The organism is Aeromonas sp. D3, assembly GCF_027705025.1.
GTDB lineage: Bacteria > Pseudomonadota > Gammaproteobacteria > Enterobacterales > Aeromonadaceae > Aeromonas > Aeromonas salmonicida.
The window spans coordinates 43,772-65,655 of the sequence record NZ_JAPDBE010000004.1 but is presented as its reverse complement, the minus strand read 5'-3'; the positions used below and the strand labels follow the sequence as shown (position 1 = coordinate 65,655).

Genomic DNA, 21,884 nt, shown 5'->3' with positions numbered 1-21,884 from the left:
CTGCGCCGACAAGTGTGACCCCCATCGGCAGCCGGTTACCCTTTGTTACTTCGGCGGCGAGCAGGGTTACCGCCCGTGAGAGCCGGATCCCGCTTTGGTGTCGGTAAATGGGCTAGAGCAGAGCGACCAGCACAGTGGCGACGGCGCCTGTCAGCAGCAGGGCTATGCCTCTGCCGGCCGGGCCGTGCAGCTTGTTCCACATCAGCAAACTGGTGAGCGCCAGCAGCAACATGGCCAGCGCCGCCAGATCGCCGAACAGCTGCCAGGAGAGGCCGGTACCCATGCCGCGATGCAGCCGGTTCAGGCTGGCGGCGAAGTTGGCCTGCTGCAATTCGGTGCGAACCAGCAGGGTCCCCTCCACATAGCTGGCCGCCACGCTCTGGCTGAGGGTGACGCCGCGCATCTCCCAGCGGGCCGGCAGTGTGAGAGGGCCAGCCGGGGTGGGCAGGGTCTGGGCCGGTGTGATCATGGCGCGTCCCTCCTCAAAGCCCTCCGGATAGCGCTGTTGCAGCAGGGTTTTCAGCTCGTCCGGGCTGGCCAGCGGCGCGCTCAGCCCTATCTCCTCGCTCGACTTGTCGGTGTGGGGGCCGGGAATGGGCAGCACGGCCCTGTGTTGCAGCCACAAGCCGGTCAGGCCGTAGAGCAGCATCAGGGTGAGGGTGGCAAAGCCGGCCCAGGCATGGATGCGGCGCACCCACTTGTTGTTGTGAAGAGGGAGTTTTTTGCGTTTCATATTTTGCGCTTCATAAAAATCTGGCCAGCAATCGCTGGCCAGGGGTCATCTGTGATGAAAGGAAGATCAGAAACGGTAGGCTGCGCTCAGATTCAGCTGACGGGGCGTACCCGGCAGGATCTGGGAGGCACTGGTGGCGCTGACGAAGTATTCGTGGTCGGTCAGGTTCTCGGCGCTCAGCTGGGCTTCCCATTGCTGCCAGCGGTAGCCGGCGCGGGCATCGAAGCGGGCATAGCCGGGGAAAGTGGTGGTGTTGGCGTTGTCGGCGAAGCGATCGCCTACGGCAGTCACGCCGGTTTCGCCGAACCAACCATGCTGGCCGTTCTCATAGCCGGCAAACAGCTGGCCGTTCTGGCGGGAGACGTTCATCGGCCGCTTGCCCTGCAGATCCGCATCCGCCTTCACCTGCTCTGCATCCTGAATGGCGATGCCGCCGCGCAGGTAGAGCTCGTCGGTCAGCTGGGCGCGGGCACTCAGCTCTATGCCATCTGTGCGTTGCAGGCCGGTGAGGGTCACCTTGGTGGGATCCAGCGGGTCCTTGCTGCGCTTGTTGTACATCTCCAACCGGTAGAGAGATAGGGTGGTCGCCAGGCGGCCATCCAGCCAGTCGCTCTTCACGCCACCCTCATACAGCCGGGTGTTCTGGGGATCCAGACTGTTGTTCTTGTCCCCCGGTGTGATGCCGATAAGCTCCCCGCCAACCGGCGTGAAGGTCTTGCTGTAGGAGGTGTAGAAGGCGTGATCCTCGAGGGGATTCCACACCAGCCCCAGCCGTGGGCTCAGGCTGGTGACCGAGAGGGTCTCTTCCTTGTTGAGGTCGTGGCGGCGGCTGGTGACGGTGAAGTCGTCGCGGCGCAAGCCGCCTACCAGATGCCAGTCACCCAGGCTGAGTTGATCCTGCAGATAGAGGCCGTAACCGCGCACCTTGTGGTTGGCGTCGCTGGATAACTTCATGGCGCCATCATAGGTGGGCAGTGAGCCGGGATCGTAAAGATTGCCGGCCGGGATGGGGCTGGCGTTCTGGTAGAGCTTGGGGGTGCGCTCCTGCCAGTTCTGCTCGAACCCGATCAGCAGACGATGCTCGACGGGGCCTGTCTGCAGCTGGCCTTCGGCCTCTGTGTTGCTGATCAGGCTGTTGGCCTTGAGATCCTGCTGCCAGCGGGCACGGGTGACCTGATCCCCTTTGACGCTGGTGACATAGGTGTTGTCGAACTGGCTGTCGAGGGTGCTGTAGCCCAGCTGCTGGCGCAGTTGCCACTGATCATTGATGTCCCAGGAGAGGCGGGAGCGAGTGGATTGCGCCACGTCGTCGATAAAGTCGCGGCGAGTATCGCTGTAGACATATTCCCGCGGCACGTCGGCCGGACGGCCATTGACGCCGGGAATGCCGCGATCCGGGGTGCGGTCGTGGGCATTGCGCTCGTACTGTACCAGCCAGTTCAGCTTGTCGCTGATCTCCCAGTTGGCGGAGGGGGCCAGCAGGGTGCGCTTGCTGGTCACGTCGTTGCGAAAACTGTCCTTGTCTTCCTGTGCCAGGTTGAGGCGCAGCTGCACCCGTTCACCCGCCTCGGCATTGAGGTCGGCGGCCACGCGCCTGGTATCGAAACTACCCACCAGGGCGGTGACGCTGGACTCCTGGCCCTTCTGCGGTTTCTTGCTGACCCGGTTGATGATGCCACCCGTGCTGCCGCGGCCGTAGAGCACGGCAGCCGGGCCCTTGAGCACCTCGACCCTCTCTATGTTGCCGAGATCCCGGGTGTACTGCATGTCATCGCGAAAGCCGTCCAGATAGAAGTCATTGCTGGCACTGAAGCCACGGATATTGACGCTATCGAAGCGGGTGTCACCGCTGGCGTTGACCCCGGGAATACCGGTCAGGGCCTCGCTCAGGGTGGGTTGGCCGAAGGCGGTCAGTTCGCTGGCCTTGACGCTGTCGATCGCCTGGGGCACAAGCTTGGCCGGGGTGTTGGTGCGGGTCGCGGTGGCGACCTCTTCATGCTGGCTGCGTTTGCCGACGACCGTCATGGTCTCGTCTTCGGCGCGAGCGCCGGCACTCAGGGCCAGCAGAGCCACGCCCAGCAGGGCGCGTGGGTGATTCGGTGTGTACATGTTGCGTGTTGACTCTTGAGGAAGCGACCTGATGGTCTGAACTTATTGATTTATTTATAATTATTGGTTTCTCTCATTTGAGAGGATGCTAATGATATTGATTTTCATTAGCTCTGCAACATAAAGATGTGATGCAAATATGCAGGGGGATCGGATGGAGCGCACATGACGTCAGGCCCGTGTGGCTGGACGAGTGACTGGGGGTTGAGGGTATGGGCAGAAAAGTCCGGTGCTATGGCGCCAGTTGCTTGCCCAGCACCAGTCGCGGAGCCGGATCCGTCTGCAGTGGTATCTCTTGCAGCGGCGTGCCCTGCAAGTGGCGGTGGATGATGCTGGCCGTCATTCGTCCCAGAGTGTCATAGCTGCTGATGGTGCTGACGGTACAGTCGTGTTGGACAAACTGCTCGGCGCTGCAGATGGTGGGGATGCTCGCCTCGTTGAGGGCGGCCAGCAGCTCGGGGGCGATGGAGAGCAGATAGCTGTCGGCGGCAAGGAAGACGATGCTCTGTTTCGCATCTTGCTGCAGGCGCTTGAGCTCGTTTGTGAGCCGCCGTTTGTCCGGTGCTATGCGCCAGGTCGTGAGGTCCCACTGGTAGCGCTTGGCCTCACGCAGCAGCAGTTCAGCGGTCAGCAAGGTGTTCTGCTCGCGCGGGTTGAAGGGCAGCAGCAGCCCCTTGCTGTTGGGCAGATGTTTGCGGGCGTTGGCGAGCTGGAGTGCCATGGGCACCAGGTTGCTGGAGCCGGCCACCATGGGGTTGTCGCTTCGCTCTTCTGACAGGATCCCGGCCCCGACAGGGTCAGACACTATATTGAAAATCAGTGGCTTGCGCTCACCGATCAGACTCTTGACCATGGTGGTGGCCGTGGTCCCGAAGCTGTAGATATAGTCGTATTGGGCGAGGGAGGGCAGCAGTTGCTGGCGCAGCAGCGTCGCCAGAGCGGAGCGATCCTGATTGGCGTTGAAGGTGATGAAGCTGGGGTTGTATCCCAGCCGGATCAGTTCGGCACGAAAGCCCCGCTCGGCATCGGTTTCTCCGCGCCACAACACCATGGCGATGGTCAGCGCCTGAACGGGAAGGGTGAACAACAGGCAGCAGCAGACAAGCAGGCGTAACAGCATGGTGATCTCCTCTTCATGGTTCTGTTGAGCCTAGGCCATGGCTGGATGCCGGGTTGACAGGGGGCCACAAAAAAACGCGCCGGCATAAGCCAGCGCGTTGTTTTTCTTGCTGAAAACCCGACTTAGAAGTCGTAACGGGCCGCCAGCTGGAAGTCATCCTTGTTGGCGGTTGCTTTACCGGCAACGCTGTCCAGGTTGTTGATGCGGTACTCGCCGATGACGCGCAAGTTCTTGTTGAACTTGTACTGGGCGCCCAGGGTGTAGTAATCCAGATTGTCTTTCTTGGTACCCGCCTTGTCCTGTTCCTGCTTGTTCCACAGTGCCATCAGGCCGAAACCGTTCTCGAAGTTGTAACCGAGCGCGGCTTCCCAACCGGTGTGGTCGGTGCCGGTGGCCAGGAAGTCGGTGCCGTCGGCATAGCTCAGGGCAGCATAGACGGCCTTGTTGTCGTATTTGGCGGAGATGAGCCACAGCTTGGCATCTTCTTCACCGCTCTTGTCACGGATCCCCACGTTGTAGGCGGTACCCAGTGCCAGATTGAACGGGAAGGTGTAGGCCACGGCGGCACCGTAGGCGGCATCGCTGTCCTTGCTGGTGGTCTCTTCGGTATCACCGCCATCGAACTTGTAGCTGGTGTCTATCTGGAAGCCGTTGAACAGGCCGGAGTACTTCAGCACTGAACCGGCACGGTTGGTGGCGAAGGTGTCGGTCTTGGCGCCGAGGGCTTCGTTGCCATAGCCATCGGAGAGGGAGACGTCAGTCCAGTCGGCCAGGAAGCCGGGGGCTCCCTTCTGGCGACCGAAGGTGATGTTGCCCCAGTCAGCGCCCACACCGGCGAACGCCAGGCGGGTACGCAGGTTGTCCGAGTTGTCGCTGATGGTTTTTTCGCTGTCATTGATGTACATCTGCACTTCGTACTGGGCCAGCGCCTTCAGTTGGCTGTTGATCTGGCTATCCACCTTGGCGCCGAAGCGGACAAACTGGTTTGCACCCTGCTTGGCACTGTAGTCATGAGTGCCATTCGGGTTTGCAGTGTCGACCCCTTCCTTCTTGTCACCGAAGAAATGGCCAGCGTAGATACGTCCATACAAATCCACCATCGTGGTGTCGTTTTTGTACACTTCAACGGCCTGAGCCTGGAAGGCCGCGGTGAGAGCCAGTGCCACTACAGTCAGCTTTTTCATCTTGATCCCTTGTTGCAAGCTTTTGTTTTAAAAGACGGGGCCATGCTAGGCAGGGGGAATGACGGCGGGGTGACAATCCCGTTAAGTGTCGATGGCGGTTTGATGTCAGTTTGGTGACGGTCCGGGATTTGTGTGACCATCCGCCACTTTTGCGCGCAAAGGTTTGCCCTTGTGATAGAATGCCGCCCGTTTTCGAGCTCCAAAGGTTGGATATGCGATGAGACGTGAACTGGCAATCGAGTTTTCCCGAGTGACGGAAGCGGCTGCACTGGCTGGCTACAAGTGGCTCGGACGTGGTGACAAGAATATCGCCGATGGGGCGGCCGTAGCGGCCATGCGCCATATCCTCAATCAGATCCAGATCGATGGTGAGATTGTGATCGGTGAAGGTGAAATCGACGAAGCCCCCATGCTCTACATAGGCGAGAAGGTGGGGACCGGGCTGGGTGATGCCGTGGATATCGCGGTCGATCCTATCGAGGGTACCCGCATGACCGCCATGGGCCAGGCCAACGCCTTGGCCGTGCTGGCGGTCGGCGACAAGGGTTCCTTCCTCAAGGCACCCGACATGTACATGGAAAAACTGATCGTGGGTCCCAAGGCCAAGGGGGCCATCGACCTGGATCAGGCCCTCGAGCTGAACCTCAAGGCCGTGGCCAAGGCGCTGGGCAAGCCGCTCTCCCGCCTGACCGTGATCACCCTGGCCAAGCCGCGTCACGACAAGGCGATCAAGGAGATGCAGGGGCTGGGCGTGCGGGTGTTTGCCATCCCTGATGGCGACGTGGCAGCGTCCATCCTGACCTGTCTGCCGGACAGCGAAGTCGACATGCTGTATGGCATCGGCGGCGCGCCGGAAGGGGTGATCTCGGCGGCGGTGATCCGTGCGCTGGATGGTGACATGCAGGCTCGCCTGATGCCCCGTCATCAGGTCAAGGGCGACAGCCCGGAAGTGCGTGCGCTGGGCGAGCAGGAAATTGCTCGCTGCGTGGAGCTTGGCATCGATGTGACCAAGGTGCTCAAGCTGGAAGATCTGGCCAAGAATGACAACGTCATCTTCTCGGCGACCGGCATCACCAAGGGTGATCTGCTGGACGGCATCACCAGCGATGGTGTCATGGCGACCACAGAGACTCTGTTGATTCGTGGCAAGTCGCGGACGATTCGCCGCATCAAGTCGATCCACTTCCTGGAGCGCAAAGACAGCGTGGTGCGCGACATCATTCTGTGATGCGCTGACGCTGCTGTTGAAAAAGCCCGACGGCTGTTGCCGTCGGGCTTTTTGTTGTCTGGGAGGTCGCTATTTCAGGGCGCGCCGGGATAAGGCTAAGGGGAATCACGGCTCTTTGCTAGACTGGTTCGCCACGCACAGGAAAGCGTTACATGGAATGTCGTCAAGGTTGTGGTGCCTGCTGCATTGCCCCCAGTATCAGCAGTGCCATCCCGGGTATGCCCGCCGGCAAGCCGGCCGGTGTACCCTGCGTACAGCTCGACATGCAGCTGGGTTGCAAGATCTTCGACCAGCCTGATCGGCCGGCGGTCTGCGGTGGTTTTCGACCCATGCAGGATGTGTGCGGCTTTCATCGGGAAGAGGCCATCTGGCTCATCGGTGAGCTGGAGCGACAGACGGCATAAACCGGCTGCGGCGTAAAATCAGAGCAGATCAGAAGAAAGAGAGGCCGCAATCGCGGCCTCTCTTTTTGGGTGGTATCCGTCAGCGGCACCCGGGTCAGACGTCGGCCAGCGCCAGGGCCTGACGATAATACTCGTTGGCCTTGTTGGTGAGCCGGCGCTTGTCCATTACCTGGCCAAGGGCGTGGTAGATGGCGGCGCTAGGTGTCTTCGCCACTTCCTGTTCCAGCAGGCGCTGGGCTTGGTCCAGCTGACCCGCCAGCAGATAGACCTGGGCCAGGGCAGCCTCGACACCTGGTTGATCCTGTATCTTCTGCAACAGGGTCAGCACCGGCTGGTAGCTCTCCAGCTTGAGTTTGGGCAGGCGAGCCAGCAACTGGGGGGAGACCTGCTTGCGCAGCGCGTCCAGCCAGAGTTCGGCGGCTTCACTGTCGGCGCCGAGCTCACGCAGGCGATCGCCGTAGGCGGCCAGCAGATCCGGATCCTGGCGCAGCTTGCGGGGCAGATCCTGCCAGACAGGGCGCAGGGTTTCGAGGGCGTCACTGGCAGCCTTGAGCCGACCGGTCCAGGCCCGATGCAGCAAATCTTCTTCCTGTTTGGGGGTCAGCTTGCCCACCTTGTGCAGCACGGGGATCAGGTCGATGAGGGCCGCCCAGTCCTCGCGCGCCAGATGTACCTGACGCAGCTGATCCAGCACCATGGGATGGCGCGGGTTGAGGGCGTAGACGGATTCCAGCATGGCCAGCGCAGTGTCGTACTGGCCCTGCTCAATTTGCAGCTGGGTCTGGGTCAGGGTCAGTGCCAGCTCGGCCTTGGGGTTCTCCTCCTGCGCCTTTTGCAGGTATTGATCCCGGCGTACGTCGTCGCCACGGGCCTGGGCGGCCTTGGCGGCACTCAGGTAGTTGAGCAGCGGGGTATCGCTGTTGCTGGCGCCCTTGAGCATCAGCTTCTCGGCTTGGCTGTAATGACCTTCGGCCATGGCCAGTGTGGCTGCCACCGTCTGCTGGTTGGCCTTGCGGCGCCGGCGCGAACCGTACCAGCCCAGTGTCTTGCGGCGCAGACCGAATACCCGGCCCAGCAGCCATTCGATGACAAGCAGGGCGCCGTAGAACAGCACAGCCAGGATCACGGCACTGGTGACAGAGGACTCTACCGTGTAGTTACCCAGGGCGATCAGTACATACCCCTTGTTGCCGGATGCTTCAGGGCCAAACATCAGCCCGGCTATCATCACGGCCACCAGAACAATCAGACGAATCATTGTGCCCTCCTCAGTTGCTGGCCAGAATGCGTTGCAGGCGCTCGGTCAGCACCTCTTCCAGCATGGCTTGGGTCTTGAAGCGATCCGGATAGGTGAACTGGATCTGCTCGCTCTTGAGCTTGTCCAGCTCTGACTGCATGTAGTGAGTGGCGCTGTTGTCGGTATCGAAATACTGGGTCAGCCAGCGCTGTGCCTTCTCCAGGCTGTCGTCATACAGTGCCTGCTGCTCGCGGTAGACGGCGAGCTGGGCTTGCAGCAGCTTGGTCTTGAGGTTTTCGCGCAGGAAGATCTCCTGCTGCGGGGAGAGCAGGGCTTCCACGGCGCCATCGCGGCGACGTATGGTGATGAAGTTCTCGGTGAACTTGACCCAGTTCTTCTTCAGGTTGCTTTCCCACTCGTCCGGATTGGTGCTGACGGCTTGATCCGGCTCGGTCTTGGCTTCCGGCATGCTGACGGTGGAGAGGGGCAGCAGCTCTATCTGGTCAGAGAGGGCGGCCAGTTTCAGGGTCAATCCTTCACGGTCGATGCGCGGCATCCCCTTGAGCTGGGCTATGTCTTCCGCCAGCGCCTTGCGAATGGGCATCAGGCTGGGATCGTTGAGCGCCTTGATCCGCTCGTCGGCATTGCCAAGCAAGGTAATGGCGGAGATGAGGTCATGTTCCAGCCATAACTTGCGGCCCGCCATGCGTACCAGGTATTCGGATTCGGCCAGCATCCAGTCGTTGGGACGCTTGTCGTTGAGATCCAGCACCCGATTCTGCAGACCCTTGAGCTCTTCTTGCAGTTGCTGCTGGGTTTTGCCCAGCGCACTCAGTTGCTCGCTATCCTTGCTGTTGCTCTGATCCAGCTTGTTCATGGCCTCAGCCAGTTGCTGCTTTAGCTGATCCAGTTCCCCCTGCTGAGCCACGGCGCTCTGGTGGCCATGCAGGTAGAGACCGCCAGTCAGGCCGAGGGCCAGCAGTATGGCAACGCCACCCAGCAGAACGCCGGAGCGGCCCTTGCCGCCATTGACCACGGCGGTCGGCTGGGGCTTGACCTGGGATTCTTGTTGTTCAGTCATTCCATCTTCCTCAGTTCCAGAGCGGCCGTCAGGGCCTGGTTGGATGCACCCTGGGCAATCGTGATATGGGTAAAGCCCGCCATCTTGGCCATGTCGGCCACGCGGGGGCTGGGCACCACCAACAGGCGGTCATAAAGCCAGGGCTGCTGCTGGTCTGGCACCAGCTCCAGCAGCCGTTGCAACAGTTCACCACTGGTAATGAGCAGGCTGTCGAGCCCGGCTGCCTGCCAATGGCGAGTCAATGCGTCCCCGTCGAGTTCGGGGTAGTGGCGCTCATAGGCCGCACAATAGTGCACCAGAGCACCGCGTGAGGCCAGCGTCCGGGCGATAAGATCCCGGCCCCCGTTGCCTCTGAGTATCAATACCCGCTTGCCGCTCACCTGTTGCAGGGCGGGCAGGGCCAGCAGCCCTTCGCTACGGGGATCGTCAGGGCAGCTCGCCTCTATACCGACTTCGGCGAAGGCATCCGAGCTGGCCTGGCCGACCGCAAAGTAGTCAATACTTGGCCAGGTCTGACCAGTTTGCAACAGAAAATGATGAGTGAAATGAACTGCATGCACGCTGACTGCGATGACGATGTCGGCCAGGGGAAGCAGTTCGGGCAGGCGGGGGAGTTCGCTGCCCGCTGCCGTTTCAAGCAGTGGACAGCAGAGCGGTGCGTGGCCGTGCTGACGCAGCAGTTGCACCAGCTCGGCGGCCTGAGCGGCCGGGCGCACCACCAGGGGTATCATGCCCGGTAGACCTCGGCCAGGATAACGTCGGCACCGGCCGCCAGCAGACGCTGGGCCAGGGTGTGGCCGAGGGCCTCACCGTCAGCCAGCGGACCGCGGATCTCGTCGTGGATCACCTGACTGCCATCCGGGCTGCCCACCAGACCGCGTAACCAGACCTCATCCCCCTGCACCAGGGCGTAGGCACCGATAGGCACCTGGCAGCCCCCTTGCAGGGCGCGGTTCATGGCTCGCTCGGTCAGCACCCGGATTCGGGTCTCGGCGTGTTCCAGCGGTGCCAGCAGGGCGTGCAGCTCGTGATCGTCGAGGCGGCATTCGATGCCGACCGCACCCTGACCGTTGGCAGGCAGGCTCTGCTCCGGCTCGATGAAGGCGGTGATGCGATGTGCCATCTCCAGACGCTTCAGGCCGGCGGCGGCGAGAATGATGGCGTCATATTCACCGGCATCCAGCTTGGCGAGACGGGTATTGACGTTGCCACGCAGGTCGCGGATCACCAGATCCGGGCGGGCGGCCCGCAGCTGACACTGACGGCGCAGGCTGGAGGTGCCGACCACAGCGCCCTGCGGCAGTGCTTCTATCTGGCTGAAACGGTTGGAAACGAAGGCATCGCGCGGATCTTCGCGCTCACAGATGGTGTGCAGGCCAAGCCCTTCCGGGAACTCCACCGGCACATCCTTCATGGAGTGGACGGCGATGTCGGCTCGGCCCTCCAGCATGGCGGTTTCCAGCTCCTTGACGAACAGCCCCTTGCCACCCACTTTGGCGAGAGGGGTATCCAGGATCTTGTCACCCTGAGTGCTCATGGGCACCAGCTCGACCTGCAACTCGGGGTACAGGGCTTCCAGCCGGTCTTTGACGAAGTTGGCCTGCCACAGGGCCAATGGGCTCTTGCGAGTGGCAATTTTCAGGGTTCGGGCTGCCATATCAATCAGTTGTTTCATCTTTAGAAGGAAAACGATCTTACCACCCTTTGCAGGGGCTTTCATGGCGCAGCCAGCAAAAGCGGGGCCAAGCTCAAAAAGGGCTGCTGAAAATGATTTTCATTAAGGTGAATTAATTTATTAACTACATGAAATTATTAATTTTTATTGCTTTCCATTGATACTGTTTAGTGGCTTGTCAGAAATAATCCGGTGATTCAGTGCGGGCTTGTTTACCACCGCTGTTTGCATTGTTAACATGATCACACTTTTTTGACGTCTCCCCGTTTTGGTGCGTCATTTCTTACCTTGGTATAGGCAGGGCATTGCTGGTAAAACTCGATACGCTGGTGGCGCGCTACGACGAACTCAATCGTCTCAAGACGCAACGGGCGTTAGGTCTCATGAGTCGCTATGGGCAGCAGGTCTTCCAACTGCTGCCTGTCATGCTGCACTTCAATCATCCCCTGTTGCCCGGTTATGTGGCAGGTGATGTGCCCCACGGCATCTGGAGTTTTACCGCCAACGAGGCCCAGCAGGCCTTCATCCAGGATCTGTGCCAGAACGCCAACTGCCAGAACGGCCTCACTACCCATGACAAGTCGATCCAGGGGCTCTATTCCATGGGCAGCACTTCGTCCATCGGTCAGTGCTGCCACTCGGATCTCGACATCTGGGTCTGCCACGTGGCCGGTTTGTCGCAGGCGCGGCTCGAGTTGCTGGATCTCAAGTGTCAGCAACTTTCCAAGTGGGCCGAGCAGCGGGGGGTGGATCTCAACTTCTTCCTGATCCCCGAAGACAAGTTCCGCCAGTGCAACGACGCCCAGATGCAGGGAGAGAGCTGTGGCAGCGCCCAGCACCTGCTGCTGCTCGACGAGTTCTACCGCAGTGCCATGTTGATCGCGGGCAAGCGCCTGCTCTGGTATCTGGTGCCTGCCGAGTATGACGATCACTACGACGAGTATGTGGACAGCCTGTTTGCGGATGGCAAGCTGAGCCAGGATGACTGGCTCGATCTGGGTGGGTTCAACCGGATTCCGGCCGAGGAGTACTTCGGTTCCGCCTTGTGGCAGCTCTATAAGGGCATCGACTCCCCTTACAAAGCCGTGCTCAAGTCGGTGCTGATGGAGGCTTACTCTCACGAGTATCCCAACACCCGTCTGTTGTCGGTCACCAGTCGCGACTGGTTCCAGCACAACGATGGCATGCACTACCGGCTCGACAACTACTGTCTGATGCTGGACAAGGTGACCAACTACCTCAAGTCCATTGGTGACATGCAGCGCCTCGATCTGGTGCGCCGCTGCTTCTATCTGAAAGTGTGTGACGGCCTCAGCCATCCGAAGGAGGAGCACTCCCCGGCCTGGCGCCGCGAGCAGATGACCCAGCTGGTCTCCTACTGGGGCTGGAGCCCGGAGCGGCTCCACCATCTGGATCACCGCCAGGAGTGGAAGGTCGAAGACGTCAAGGTGGCCCACGCCGAGTTGCTGGAAGCCCTGATGCAGAGCTATCGCAACCTGATCCAGTTTGCCCGGCGCAACAACATCAGCGAGTCCATCAACCCGGAAGACATAGGCATACTGTCACGCAAGCTCTACGCCGCGTTCGAGAGCCTGCCGGGCAAGGTGCAGCGCATCAATCTGACCATAGCGCCGGATCTGAGCGAGCCGGATCTCAGCCTGGTGCAGGTGCCCCATGGTCGCCTCAACCGCGCCGGCTGGTATCTCTACAAGCATTCACTGGATCCGGTAGACATCATTGGCCGTGCGCCGCTCGAATATAACGGCTACATCAGCAAGCTGGTCTCCTGGGCATACTTCAACGGCCTGCTGACGCCCCAGTCCCGGGTGCACCTGTTCAATCAGGGGTCGGATCTGCACATCGACAATCTGCACCAGTTCTGCCGCGATCTGTCCGGTACCTTCCCGGTCAAGTATCCCCGCGCCACCAACCTGGCCCTCAGCCGTCCGTGCGAGATCCGTCAGCTCTCCATTTTCCTCAACCTGGAGACGGACCCGACCAGCCACTGGATGGGTCAGGTGATCGAGTTCGACGCCAATGCTGCCGATGTGTTCTCGTTCGGTCGCAATCAGGAGTGTCTGGTGGGCTCGGTGGATCTGGTCTATCGCAACTCCTGGAGCGAGATCCGCACCCTGCACTTCCAGGGCGACGAAGCCGTGGTGGATGCTCTCACCACCATTCTCGGCAAGATGCATCAGGATGCGGCGGCTCCCGAGATGATCGAAGTGTTCTGTTACAGCCAGCACTTCCGCTCTCTTATTCGGACCCGCTTCCAGCAACTGGTGGCCGAGTGCATCGAGTTGCGTCTCGCGCGCGACAAGCTGCAACTGGTCAAGACGCTGGCGCTGGGCCGCGAGAAGTACGGCATCTTCTTCGAACGGCGCGGCGTGTCGGTCAAGAAGCTGGAAAACGCCATCGACTTCTACCGCCATATTTCCCACAACAAGCTGGATCACCTGCCGCTGCGGCTCGACAAGACCCACAGCCAGCATCTGCCCGACATAGTCGATGCCTACGCCAGTGAAGGGCTGGTGCAGTTCTTCTTCGATACCCGGGATGCGGGCACCAACATCTATATTCTGGATGAGGCGAACCGGGTGGAGATCTACCAGCATTTTGCCGGCAACAAGGATGAGCTGGTGCAGGGGGTGAACCGTTTCTATGCCTCCAGTCACGAGCGTTTCAGCGATGCGGGCCAGTTCAGCAACTTCAACTTGCCCCAGTACTACGAGATAGTGCAGATCAACGGCGAGCTGGAGGTGATCCCCTACCGCAGTCAGGGGCAGATGCGTGACAACGCCAGTCCGGCCCGCGAGCTGGGGTCTGCCACTGGCTAGCTCATGGGGCCCGGCGAAGGGTCGCAAGGGAGGCAAGCAGCCTCACGAACATCCTCAACAAATCGAATAGAAAGCGGCCTGCAGAAGCAGGCCGTTGTTTTATCCGTCGTGAACCCGATCAGGCGCTGAGGCGTGCCAGCAGCCAGCTGCGGATGTCGTCAAGCTGGGGGCGGCAGATCTCGTGGCGCATCGGGTATTCGTGCCACTCTAGGGTGAGCCCCGCCGCTTCCAGCCGGTTCTTGGCATCCCAGCCCATGGAGAGATTCACCACGTCGTCATAGATGCCGTGCATGTAGCAGATGGGCAGGCTGCGGGCGGCCTCGTTCATCTCGGCCAGCAGGGCATCTGGCGCCGCCAGATAGGTGGACATGCAGAGCAGGCCAGCCAGCCGAACCGGATGGCGCAGAGCCGTGAAGGAGGCGATCACTCCGCCCTGGGAGAAACCGGCCAGCAGGATGCGCTCTGGGGCAAACCCTTCGGCCACCAGCTGGTCCAGCAGGGCAGCAATACGAGCGGCGGATTCACGCACATGTGACTCAACGGCGCGGTCCGCCGGATCGTCGAAGCTCTTGATGTCGTACCAGCCGCGCATCTTGTAGCCCATGTTGATGGTGATGGGCCGCTCGGGCGCGTCGGGCAGCAGATGACGAACCGGCAGGTTGGCAGGCAAGTCCAGCGCGTCAACCAGCGGGGCCAGCCCGGCCCCGGAATCCCCCAGCCCGTGCAGCCAGATCACGGCGTGGCGGGCGTCCTGTGGATGAATGTCAATCATGGGAATACCACTGACTCACCTGCCTGGGTGGTACAGGCCTTGGTCAGCAGCGCCTTGAGCTCATGGCCGAAGCGGTTGTCGATCCAGGTTTCCCCTTGCAGCTCGAAGTGGAAACCGTTCTCGCGGGTGGCGACCCAGATCTGGTGCAGGGGCTCCTGCTTGTTGATGATGACCTTGGTCTTGTTCTCGAACGACAGGGTCAAGACCCCACCGGCACGTTCACAGTCAATATCCGGATATCCTGCGTCGACAGTGTCTTCCACATATTGGAAAAAGGCGTCGGTCAGGGCGTGATACTCGTGATCCTTCATCGGTTTATCCTGTTGCTTTTAACAATGTGAGTGCGATTATAGAGGGCCAAAAATTTTTTCGCAGCGAACCATTATGATTACCCAGCTTACCAAGTGTCTGCTCGCCACTCTTCTGTCTCTTGGTTTGGCCGCGTGTGGCCTGACGGGACCGCTTTACATGCCGCCTCCCGAGCAGCCCCAGACCGAGAGTACACCGCAAGCACAGACGCCTGCGACCGTCGAAGCTGCCCCAGAGGCCGCGCCGCAATAATTTAGGAAGGAACCGCCCCCTTGGATCACTTTAACTACGATGCCGACGGCCAGCTTCAGGCCGAGCAAACCTCGCTGCAACACCTTGCCGAGCAGTACGGCACCCCGCTGTACGTATACTCCCGTGCGACCCTGGAACGCCACTGGCATGCCTTCGATCAGGCAGCGGGCGATATTCCCCATCTGATCTGCTATGCGGTCAAGGCCAACTCCAATCTGGCGCTGCTCAACCTGCTGGCCCGTCTGGGCTCGGGTTTTGACATCGTCTCCGGCGGCGAGTTGTCGCGGGTGCTGGCGGCGGGCGGTGATCCGGCCAAGGTGGTTTTCTCCGGCGTGGCCAAGAGCGAAGCCGAGATGCGGCTGGCGCTGGATAAAGAGATCCTCTGTTTCAACCTGGAGTCGGAAGCCGAACTGGAGCGTCTGAACCGGGTGGCGGGCAGCATGGGCAAGAAGGCCCGGGTCTCGGTGCGGGTCAATCCGGATATCGATGCCGGCACTCACCCTTATATCTCCACCGGCCTCAAGCAGAACAAATTTGGCATCCCCATCGAGCAGGCGCCTGCCATCTATCGCAAGGCGGCGGCCATGGCCAACATAGAGATCAAGGGGGTGGATTGCCATATCGGTTCCCAGCTGACCGAACTCAACCCCTTCATGGAAGCGGCCGACAAGCTGCTGCGCCTGATCGACACCCTGGCGGCGGAAGGTATTCACATCCATCACCTGGACGTGGGCGGCGGCCTCGGGGTCAACTATGGTGCCGAGCAGCCACCTCATCCCACCGAGTATGCCGAGGCGCTCAAGCAGAAGCTGGCGGGTAGGGATCTGACCCTGCTGTTCGAACCGGGCCGCGCCATCGTCGCCAACGCCGGTGTGCTGCTGACCCGGGTGGAGTACCTGAAGCCGGGTGAAACCCGCAACTTCGCCCTGATCGATGCCGGCATGAACGACCTGCTGCGTCCCTCTCTCTACGGCGCCTGGATGAACATCATAGAGGTGGACAGCCGCACGGCTCATGAGAAGGCGCTGTATGACGTGGTCGGCCCAGTGTGCGAGACGGGTGACTTCCTCGGCAAGGAGCGCACCCTGGCCATCGCCGAGGGCTCCCTGCTGGCGGTACGCTCCGCCGGTGCCTATGGCTTTACCATGTCATCCAACTACAACACCCGTCCGCGTGCGGCCGAGGTGCTGGTGGATGGCACCCAATCCTTCCTCATCAGAGAGCGCGAGCAGTTGGCCGATCTCTGGCGTGGTGAGCATCTATTGCCCTGAACACAGGAAGGCACCACGGCGACTGGATTTTCCAGACGCGTCTCTGTGTGCGTTGAACGCGCGAGCAGTTGACCGATTGCCGGTGTTGCGAGCATTGACGGCCCTGATAGCAGGGGAACGCACGATTGAGCGGATCGCTGGTGCGCCGAGCATTTACTGCCTAAAGGGTACAGGAACGCACTATGTTGATAGATTTTTCCAAGATGCATGGGCTGGGTAACGACTTCATGGTGGTGGATGGTGTCACCCAGAAGGTGTTTTTCAGCAATGACGTCATCAAGAAGCTGGCGGATCGCCACTTCGGGATCGGTTTTGACCAGCTGTTGCTGGTGGAGCCGCCCTATGACCCTGAACTCGACTTCCACTATCGCATCTTCAACGCCGATGGCAGCGAGGTGGAGCAGTGCGGCAATGGTGCCCGCTGTTTCGCCCGTTTCGTGCGCCTCAAGGGGCTGATCAACCGGGATCGCATCGCGGTCAGCACGGCCCGTGGCCGCATTAGCCTGCAGCTGGAAGGGGAGAATCAGGTCACGGTCAACATGGGGGTTCCCCAGTTTGAGCCGGGCAAGATCCCGTTTCGGGCTCAGAAGGCGGAAAAAACCTATCTGTTGCGGGCACAAGAGCATACTGTGATGTGTGGTGTGGTCTCGATGGGCAACCCCCACTGCGTCATTGAAGTTCCGTCGGTGGCCGATGCGCCGGTGGAGACTCTGGGTGCCATCATGGAGCGGCACGAGCGTTTCCCCGAACGGGTCAACGTCGGCTTCATGGAGATGGTCAACGCCACCGAGATCCGTTTGCGGGTATTCGAGCGCGGTGTAGGTGAGACCCTGGCCTGCGGCACCGGAGCCTGTGCGGCGGCGGTGATTGGCATCAGTCAGGGCAAGCTCAAGGAGCGGGTCACCGTCAGTCTGCCGGGTGGCAAGCTGACCATCGCCTGGAAGGGGCCGGGTCAGCCGGTCTATATGACGGGCCCGGCCGAGCATGTATTCGACGGCCAGATAGAGTTATAGGCATGACGAGGGCGCAAGCCCTCTCTGCTGCGCGATAATGTCAGGGCCCAGTGCCCTTTTTCTGTAATGGACCAACCAATTTATGAGCGAACTCAAACGGCAGGAGCCACTGGTGGATGAAGCCACAGTGCTGGAGTACCTGGCCCGTTATCCCGAGTTTTTCCAGCGCCACGCGGCCATGCTGGACCGGATCCGCATTCCCCATGAACGCAAAGGCTCGGTCTCTCTGGTTGAACGCCAGATGGACAGGCAGCGGGAGCGCATCGAGCAGCTGGAGCAGGAGATCACCGAGTTGATGGGGATTGCCAGCGAGAACGAGCGGATCTTCCGGGTCTATGCCGATCTCTACGGCGAGCTCTATGGTTGCCAGTCTCTGTTCGAGGTGAGCGCCGTGATGGGCAAGGCGTTCGTGCAGCGGCTGCGGCTGACCGGCCTGCGGCTCTGGCTCAGTCCGAAGAAATTCCAGTTGAGCGGCCCCGAGCTGCGCTTCATGGCGGATGGCAAGCAACTCGAGCAACTGCTGGGTCAACGGCTACCGGGGCAGGATTACTATTTTGGCCGCCTCAACCAGAGTGAGAAGCAGGCCTTGTTTGGCCACGATGTGCTGGTCAACTCCGTGGCCCTGATGCGGCTCGGCGATCTCGGCGTGCTGGCCTTTGCCAGTTCGGATCCCAGCCACTTCAGCCCCCATAACGACACCCTGCTGCTGGGTCAGCTGGGTCGCTTGTTGCAGTTGCGTCTGCCTGAACTGACCCATGGCTAGGGAACCGGCCAAAGCGTCTGCCCCTGCCACCGAGCCTCTGCCAGCCTCTCTGGCCGATGAGCTGGCGGCCTTTATCGAATACCTGAGGGTCGAGCGCCAGCTCAGCCCTCACACTCGCAGCAACTATGAATCCCATCTGCAGGCCATGGCCGCCGAGCTGGTCAGGCTGGGTGTAAGCGACTGGGCCCGGCTCGAGGCGAGCCAGGTGCGCAGTCTGGTGACCCGGATGCACAAGGCCGGGCTCGCTCCCCGCTCCCTTTCTACCAAGATCTCCGCCTTGCGCAGTTTCTGCGACTGGCAGGTGCGCCAGGGACGGCTCACCGCCAACCCGGCCCGCGGCATAGTGACCCCCAAGCAGGGGCGACCGCTGCCGAAAAATCTGGATGTGGACGAGATGTACCAGTTGCTCAACATCACAGACGAGCAGGATCCCCTGGCGGTACGGGATCGGGCCATCATGGAGCTGATGTACTCTTCCGGCCTGCGGCTGGCCGAGCTGGTGGGGCTCAATCTGGGTGACATCAAGCTCGATGACCGTCAGCTCAAGGTGACCGGCAAGGGCTCGCGGGAGCGGGTGCTGCCCATGGGAAGAATGGCGGTGGAGTGGCTGCACAAGTGGCTCAAGGTACGCCCTCTGCTGGCGGGGGACGAGGCCGACGCCTTGTTCGTCTCCAAGCGCAAACAGCGGCTGTCGGCCCGTTCCGTACAGGAGCGGCTCGATGGTTGGGGCAACAAGCAGGCGCTCAATGCCCACGTCCATCCCCACAAGCTGCGCCACAGCTTCGCCACTCACATGCTGGAGTCCTCCGGCGATCTGCGTGCCGTGCAGGAGCTGCTGGGTCATGCGGATCTCTCCACTACCCAGATCTATACCCATCTCGACTTTCAGCATCTGGCCAAGGTCTATGACAATGCCCACCCAAGAGCAAAGCGGGATCCTGCCACGCCGGAAGATGAGTGACCTTTACCTCTGTGAAGGAGTGTCTGGGGTTATCTGAGCATCCAAACCGCCAGGGTAGCCAGATATGCCGGAAGATGAACAAGGGGGCCTGATTACCCCGCCGTGAAGGAGCATGAATGCATTTTTATCGCCGTTGGCAGCCGGTTGCTGCCATCTCGTTCGACCTCGATGACACCCTCTACGACAACGGCCCGGCCATTGAACGGGCCGAGCAGTGGATGCTTGAGCATCTGCGCAGCGAATACCTGGCGACCGCCATGCTGGACAAGCCGCGCTGGCTGGATCTCAAACGCACCATGCTGATCGCCCAGCCCGAGCTGCGCCAGGATGTCAGTCTGGCGCGCCAGCGCACCATTCATGAGGCCATGGTGCAGGGCGGCATGGCGGCAGCCATCGCCAGTCGCGAGGCAGAGCAGGTGTTCGCCGGCTTTCTCGCCGAACGCTCAAAGATTGAAGTGAGTGACGCGACCCATGAGTTGCTGGCACGACTCGCCGAGCGCTATCCGCTGGTGGTGATCACCAATGGCAATCTGGACCTGGCCCAGGCCGGGCTGAATGATTACTTCACCCTGGTCTGCAAGGCGGGGGCGGGTGCCAGGATGAAACCGGCGCCGGACATGTTTGTCCAGGCGCAGGCCGCCCTCAAGCTGGCACCAGACCGGATACTGCACGTGGGGGATCATCCAGTGACGGACGTGCTGGGCGCCCGCCTGTACGGCTTTCGCGCCGCCTGGCTCAATGACCGCCAGCGCTCCTGGCGGCAGTTGCCATTGTTGCCGGATGTGGAACTGAACGGACTGGGAGAGCTGGCAGACCTGCTGCTCTGATCGTTTTCTCCGGCTGCTGTTTGCGGCCCTTATTGACGGCAAATCAGTCCGCGCGGCTGGTCATGGTCGGTCTGGTTGACGCGGCAGTAGTTGATGCCCGGGGGGAGCGCCTGCTGCAAGGTGATGGCTGTGCCCCCATAGTGGCAGATCAGATAAAATGGTTGCGGATTGCGGCTGTCCAGACTCCAGTAGTGAGTCTCGTAGTTGTCACCATTGTCCGGTTTGAGCTGGGCAAGCTCGCCCGGATCGCCATCGAACAGGGCCAGGTTATCCAGCCTGTGGCTCAGGGGCTGGCCCGCTTCTCCCTGGTTGTTCCGGGCCACGGCTTGCCAGCCCCGAGGCTGGCTCAACAGCTGCTGGCGGGTGTCTATGGCTGGCGGGCAGTCAAATTGCAAATTGGCGCTCAAAGCCAGTACGGTCAGTAACATTGTATGGGGTCTCCCGGCATTATGTGGTGCCCCATGCTACGTCATCCTCCACTGAACAGCTTCATCAGTTTATTGAGCAGATCACGCGGCTGCGGCGGTTGCTTCATGGACTCCGCCTCCCTTGCCAACAGTGTCTGCTGCTCCTGCTCGCGACTACTCAGCACCCGATAGAGCGGCTCGACCAGGGACTCCCTGTGCATCACCAGCTCCTGGAACATGGCCTGATTGATGCGGTAGGTTTCAACGGTGCCGAGTGCCCGCACCGTGAAGGGACTGGGGTCGCCGGTGAGCAGGCTCAGCTCGCCGAAGAAGTCGCCAGTGTTGAGGGTGCCGAGCGGCAATTCACGCCCCTCCACCTTGACCAGCATTTCAGCTTCCCCTTTGACCAGCACGAACAGCCAGCTGGAAACCTCCCCCTGCTCCAGCATGATGTCGCCACTGACGAAGGGGGCGAATTTGACCTGATCGGCGAGCTGGATCAGCTCATCCTCCTGCAACATGGCAAACAGCGGCAACTTGCGCAGGGTGGCGGTGCGCTCGACTGTGTGGCGCTTGTGGCGGGCATCCTGATGCTGTTTCTCCTTGGCCATGAAGACATTGAAAATGGGGGGGGGTGAGACGCCGGTCGTTACGGCGCAGGGCGGCATCGATCAGGCTGCGCACCATGGAATCGGTCGGGTCGTCCCGCGCCAGGTCGGTCAGCCAGTAGCGAACGGCATAACGGGCAATTCCCCCTTCCACATTCATCAACAGACAGTCGGGTTGAGGATATTTGGCCACACAGGGCAGGTTGGTTTCCCGCAAAGACTTCTCGATCAGGGCGATGATCTGGGTCGGCAATGTATCCAGGGTCAGATCGAACCAGACCCAGCGCCGCCATTGGAGGGGGGCATTTTGTCGCCGTCCCAGCACGGTGAAACGCTGCTTGAGCAAGTGGCTGTTGGGGATCACCACGGTTTCCCAGTTGCGGGTCTCCATGGTGGTGGCGCGCCAGTTGATCTCCACCACCCTGCCCTGGATGGCTTCCACCTGCAGCCAGTCACCGATGGCGATGGAGTTGTCCAGCTGGATGGAGACTCCGGCTAGCAGGTTACCCAGTGTGTCCTGCATGGAGAAGGCGATGATGGCGGTGATGACGGCCGAGGTGGTGACTATCTCTCCAAGGGCCATGCCGGAAGCGTATAGCCGGAACAGGCACCAGCTGATGTAGCCGATGGTGATGACGATATCGGCGATGATGCGCGGTATGCGGATCTGGCACAGGGGCAGCAGAAACTGGAACAGCAGTATGCCCCAGATCTTCACCAGCACCAGACCGGCCAGCAGACTGGAGATTTCCACTAGCCAGCGGTGAGGAAGAGGCAGGCGGAACCAGCCTCCCTCGAACTGGATCAGCAGGATCACGACCATGCTCATCATGACGAAGCCGAGCTCGGAAATCAGCTCGCGCCGCCGCCCCGGGCTGCGCAAAAAATGGGTGATGAGCAAGAACAGGGTAAGCAGGGTCCAGAACGGGTGTTCGCCAATCCATTGCAAGGTAGGTAGGGCAACGAAATTATCGCTAAACATAACAGCCCCTTATCGTTGGATATTTCCAGCATAGCTGGTTAGACAAGGGTAAAGGGTGCGCTGGCGACACGATTTATTTATGCTGTTGTCAGTCTCGACAGGAGAGTGTGA

Annotated in this window: 20 protein-coding genes and 1 pseudogene; 9 read left to right on the top strand and 12 right to left on the bottom strand. The window is 60.8% G+C overall.

Translation table 11 applies throughout. The features are described from left to right. Nucleotides 1-112 precede the first annotated feature (112 nt). The 4 genes from OKC28_RS04150 to OKC28_RS04135 form a co-directional block, all read right to left on the bottom strand. A complete protein-coding gene (locus tag OKC28_RS04150; RefSeq protein ID WP_113720749.1) occupies nucleotides 113-733 on the bottom strand; it encodes a PepSY-associated TM helix domain-containing protein in 621 nt (206 codons plus the stop codon). Between the two features lie 66 nt (nucleotides 734-799). Continuing rightward, nucleotides 800-2,842: a TonB-dependent receptor gene (locus OKC28_RS04145; protein ID WP_270687633.1), complete on the bottom strand. Its 2,043-nt coding sequence runs from the start codon at nucleotides 2,840-2,842 to the stop codon at nucleotides 800-802. A gap of 232 nt (nucleotides 2,843-3,074) precedes the next feature. After that, nucleotides 3,075-3,962 (bottom strand): ABC transporter substrate-binding protein, encoded by an 888-nt coding sequence (locus OKC28_RS04140; protein ID WP_270687631.1) that lies wholly within the window; start codon nucleotides 3,960-3,962, stop codon nucleotides 3,075-3,077. Nucleotides 3,963-4,084: 122 nt separating this feature from the next. Then, nucleotides 4,085-5,146, bottom strand: a complete 1,062-nt coding sequence (locus OKC28_RS04135; RefSeq protein WP_059169211.1) for a porin — start codon at nucleotides 5,144-5,146, stop codon at nucleotides 4,085-4,087. A 217-nt stretch (nucleotides 5,147-5,363) separates the two neighbouring features. Here OKC28_RS04135 and glpX point away from each other — a divergent pair, with 217 nt between their 5' ends. Together glpX and OKC28_RS04125 are read left to right on the top strand one after the other, a co-directional pair. Beyond that, nucleotides 5,364-6,374, top strand: coding sequence for a class II fructose-bisphosphatase (gene glpX / locus OKC28_RS04130; RefSeq protein WP_005316208.1), 1,011 nt, complete (start codon nucleotides 5,364-5,366; stop codon nucleotides 6,372-6,374). A gap of 152 nt (nucleotides 6,375-6,526) precedes the next feature. Continuing rightward, complete coding sequence (locus OKC28_RS04125; protein ID WP_005316205.1) at nucleotides 6,527-6,778, top strand: YkgJ family cysteine cluster protein; 252 nt, start codon at nucleotides 6,527-6,529, stop codon at nucleotides 6,776-6,778. Between the two features lie 94 nt (nucleotides 6,779-6,872). Here OKC28_RS04125 and OKC28_RS04120 read toward each other — a convergent pair whose 3' ends face one another. The 4 genes from OKC28_RS04120 to hemC are packed head-to-tail and all read right to left on the bottom strand — an operon-like array spanning nucleotide 6,873 to nucleotide 10,753. After that, nucleotides 6,873-8,036 (bottom strand): heme biosynthesis HemY N-terminal domain-containing protein, encoded by a 1,164-nt coding sequence (locus tag OKC28_RS04120; RefSeq protein ID WP_113720746.1) that lies wholly within the window; start codon nucleotides 8,034-8,036, stop codon nucleotides 6,873-6,875. Nucleotides 8,037-8,046: 10 nt separating this feature from the next. Further along, entirely contained in the window at nucleotides 8,047-9,096 is a 1,050-nt protein-coding gene (locus tag OKC28_RS04115) for a uroporphyrinogen-III C-methyltransferase (RefSeq protein WP_270687627.1), read from the bottom strand. Beyond that, entirely contained in the window at nucleotides 9,093-9,827 is a 735-nt protein-coding gene (locus OKC28_RS04110) for a uroporphyrinogen-III synthase (protein WP_270687625.1), read from the bottom strand. Before OKC28_RS04110 ends, OKC28_RS04115 begins: the two co-directional genes overlap by 4 nt. Then, entirely contained in the window at nucleotides 9,824-10,753 is a 930-nt protein-coding gene (hemC, locus tag OKC28_RS04105) for a hydroxymethylbilane synthase (RefSeq protein ID WP_219599007.1), read from the bottom strand. The genes OKC28_RS04110 and hemC overlap by 4 nt, the downstream gene beginning before the upstream one ends. Nucleotides 10,754-11,076: 323 nt before the next feature. On the opposite strand from hemC, the gene OKC28_RS04100 reads away from it, so the two are divergent. After that, on the top strand, nucleotides 11,077-13,608 hold the full coding sequence (locus OKC28_RS04100) for a class I adenylate cyclase (protein ID WP_058394812.1): 2,532 nt from the start codon (nucleotides 11,077-11,079) through the stop codon (nucleotides 13,606-13,608). A 118-nt stretch (nucleotides 13,609-13,726) separates the two neighbouring features. Here the strand turns inward: OKC28_RS04100 and OKC28_RS04095 are convergent, their stop codons facing one another. Continuing rightward, nucleotides 13,727-14,380 (bottom strand): alpha/beta hydrolase, encoded by a 654-nt coding sequence (locus OKC28_RS04095; protein ID WP_270687622.1) that lies wholly within the window; start codon nucleotides 14,378-14,380, stop codon nucleotides 13,727-13,729. Further along, nucleotides 14,377-14,691 (bottom strand): iron donor protein CyaY, encoded by a 315-nt coding sequence (gene cyaY, locus OKC28_RS04090; RefSeq protein ID WP_005316166.1) that lies wholly within the window; start codon nucleotides 14,689-14,691, stop codon nucleotides 14,377-14,379. The genes OKC28_RS04095 and cyaY overlap by 4 nt, the downstream gene beginning before the upstream one ends. Nucleotides 14,692-14,764: 73 nt before the next feature. On the opposite strand from cyaY, the gene lptM reads away from it, so the two are divergent. The 6 genes from lptM to OKC28_RS04060 all read left to right on the top strand — a co-directional run bounded on the left by lptM (nucleotide 14,765) and on the right by OKC28_RS04060 (nucleotide 19,776). Continuing rightward, the gene (gene lptM / locus OKC28_RS04085; RefSeq protein WP_073531790.1) at nucleotides 14,765-14,941 is read left to right on the top strand and encodes an LPS translocon maturation chaperone LptM; all 177 of its coding nucleotides are present in this window, start codon (nucleotides 14,765-14,767) and stop codon (nucleotides 14,939-14,941) included. A gap of 20 nt (nucleotides 14,942-14,961) precedes the next feature. Next, nucleotides 14,962-16,212 carry a diaminopimelate decarboxylase gene (gene lysA / locus OKC28_RS04080; protein WP_005316164.1) on the top strand — a complete coding sequence of 417 codons (1,251 nt, stop codon included), beginning with the start codon at nucleotides 14,962-14,964 and terminating at the stop codon, nucleotides 16,210-16,212. Nucleotides 16,213-16,394: 182 nt separating this feature from the next. Beyond that, nucleotides 16,395-17,225, top strand: a complete 831-nt coding sequence (gene dapF / locus OKC28_RS04075) for a diaminopimelate epimerase (RefSeq protein WP_011899114.1) — start codon at nucleotides 16,395-16,397, stop codon at nucleotides 17,223-17,225. 82 nt (nucleotides 17,226-17,307) lie between these two features. Beyond that, a complete protein-coding gene (locus tag OKC28_RS04070; RefSeq protein ID WP_005316158.1) occupies nucleotides 17,308-17,988 on the top strand; it encodes a DUF484 family protein in 681 nt (226 codons plus the stop codon). Continuing rightward, a complete protein-coding gene (gene xerC / locus OKC28_RS04065; RefSeq protein ID WP_265451545.1) occupies nucleotides 17,981-18,949 on the top strand; it encodes a tyrosine recombinase XerC in 969 nt (322 codons plus the stop codon). The genes OKC28_RS04070 and xerC overlap by 8 nt, the downstream gene beginning before the upstream one ends. Before the next feature lie 116 nt (nucleotides 18,950-19,065). Continuing rightward, a complete protein-coding gene (locus tag OKC28_RS04060; RefSeq protein ID WP_270687616.1) occupies nucleotides 19,066-19,776 on the top strand; it encodes an HAD-IA family hydrolase in 711 nt (236 codons plus the stop codon). A 29-nt stretch (nucleotides 19,777-19,805) separates the two neighbouring features. Here OKC28_RS04060 and OKC28_RS04055 read toward each other — a convergent pair whose 3' ends face one another. Both OKC28_RS04055 and OKC28_RS04050 read right to left on the bottom strand, forming a co-directional pair. Then, a complete protein-coding gene (locus OKC28_RS04055) occupies nucleotides 19,806-20,204 on the bottom strand; it encodes an STY0301 family protein (protein WP_270687615.1) in 399 nt (132 codons plus the stop codon). Nucleotides 20,205-20,245: 41 nt separating this feature from the next. Beyond that, nucleotides 20,246-21,773: pseudogene (locus tag OKC28_RS04050) on the bottom strand (mechanosensitive ion channel domain-containing protein). Between the last annotated feature and the right edge of the window lie 111 nt (nucleotides 21,774-21,884).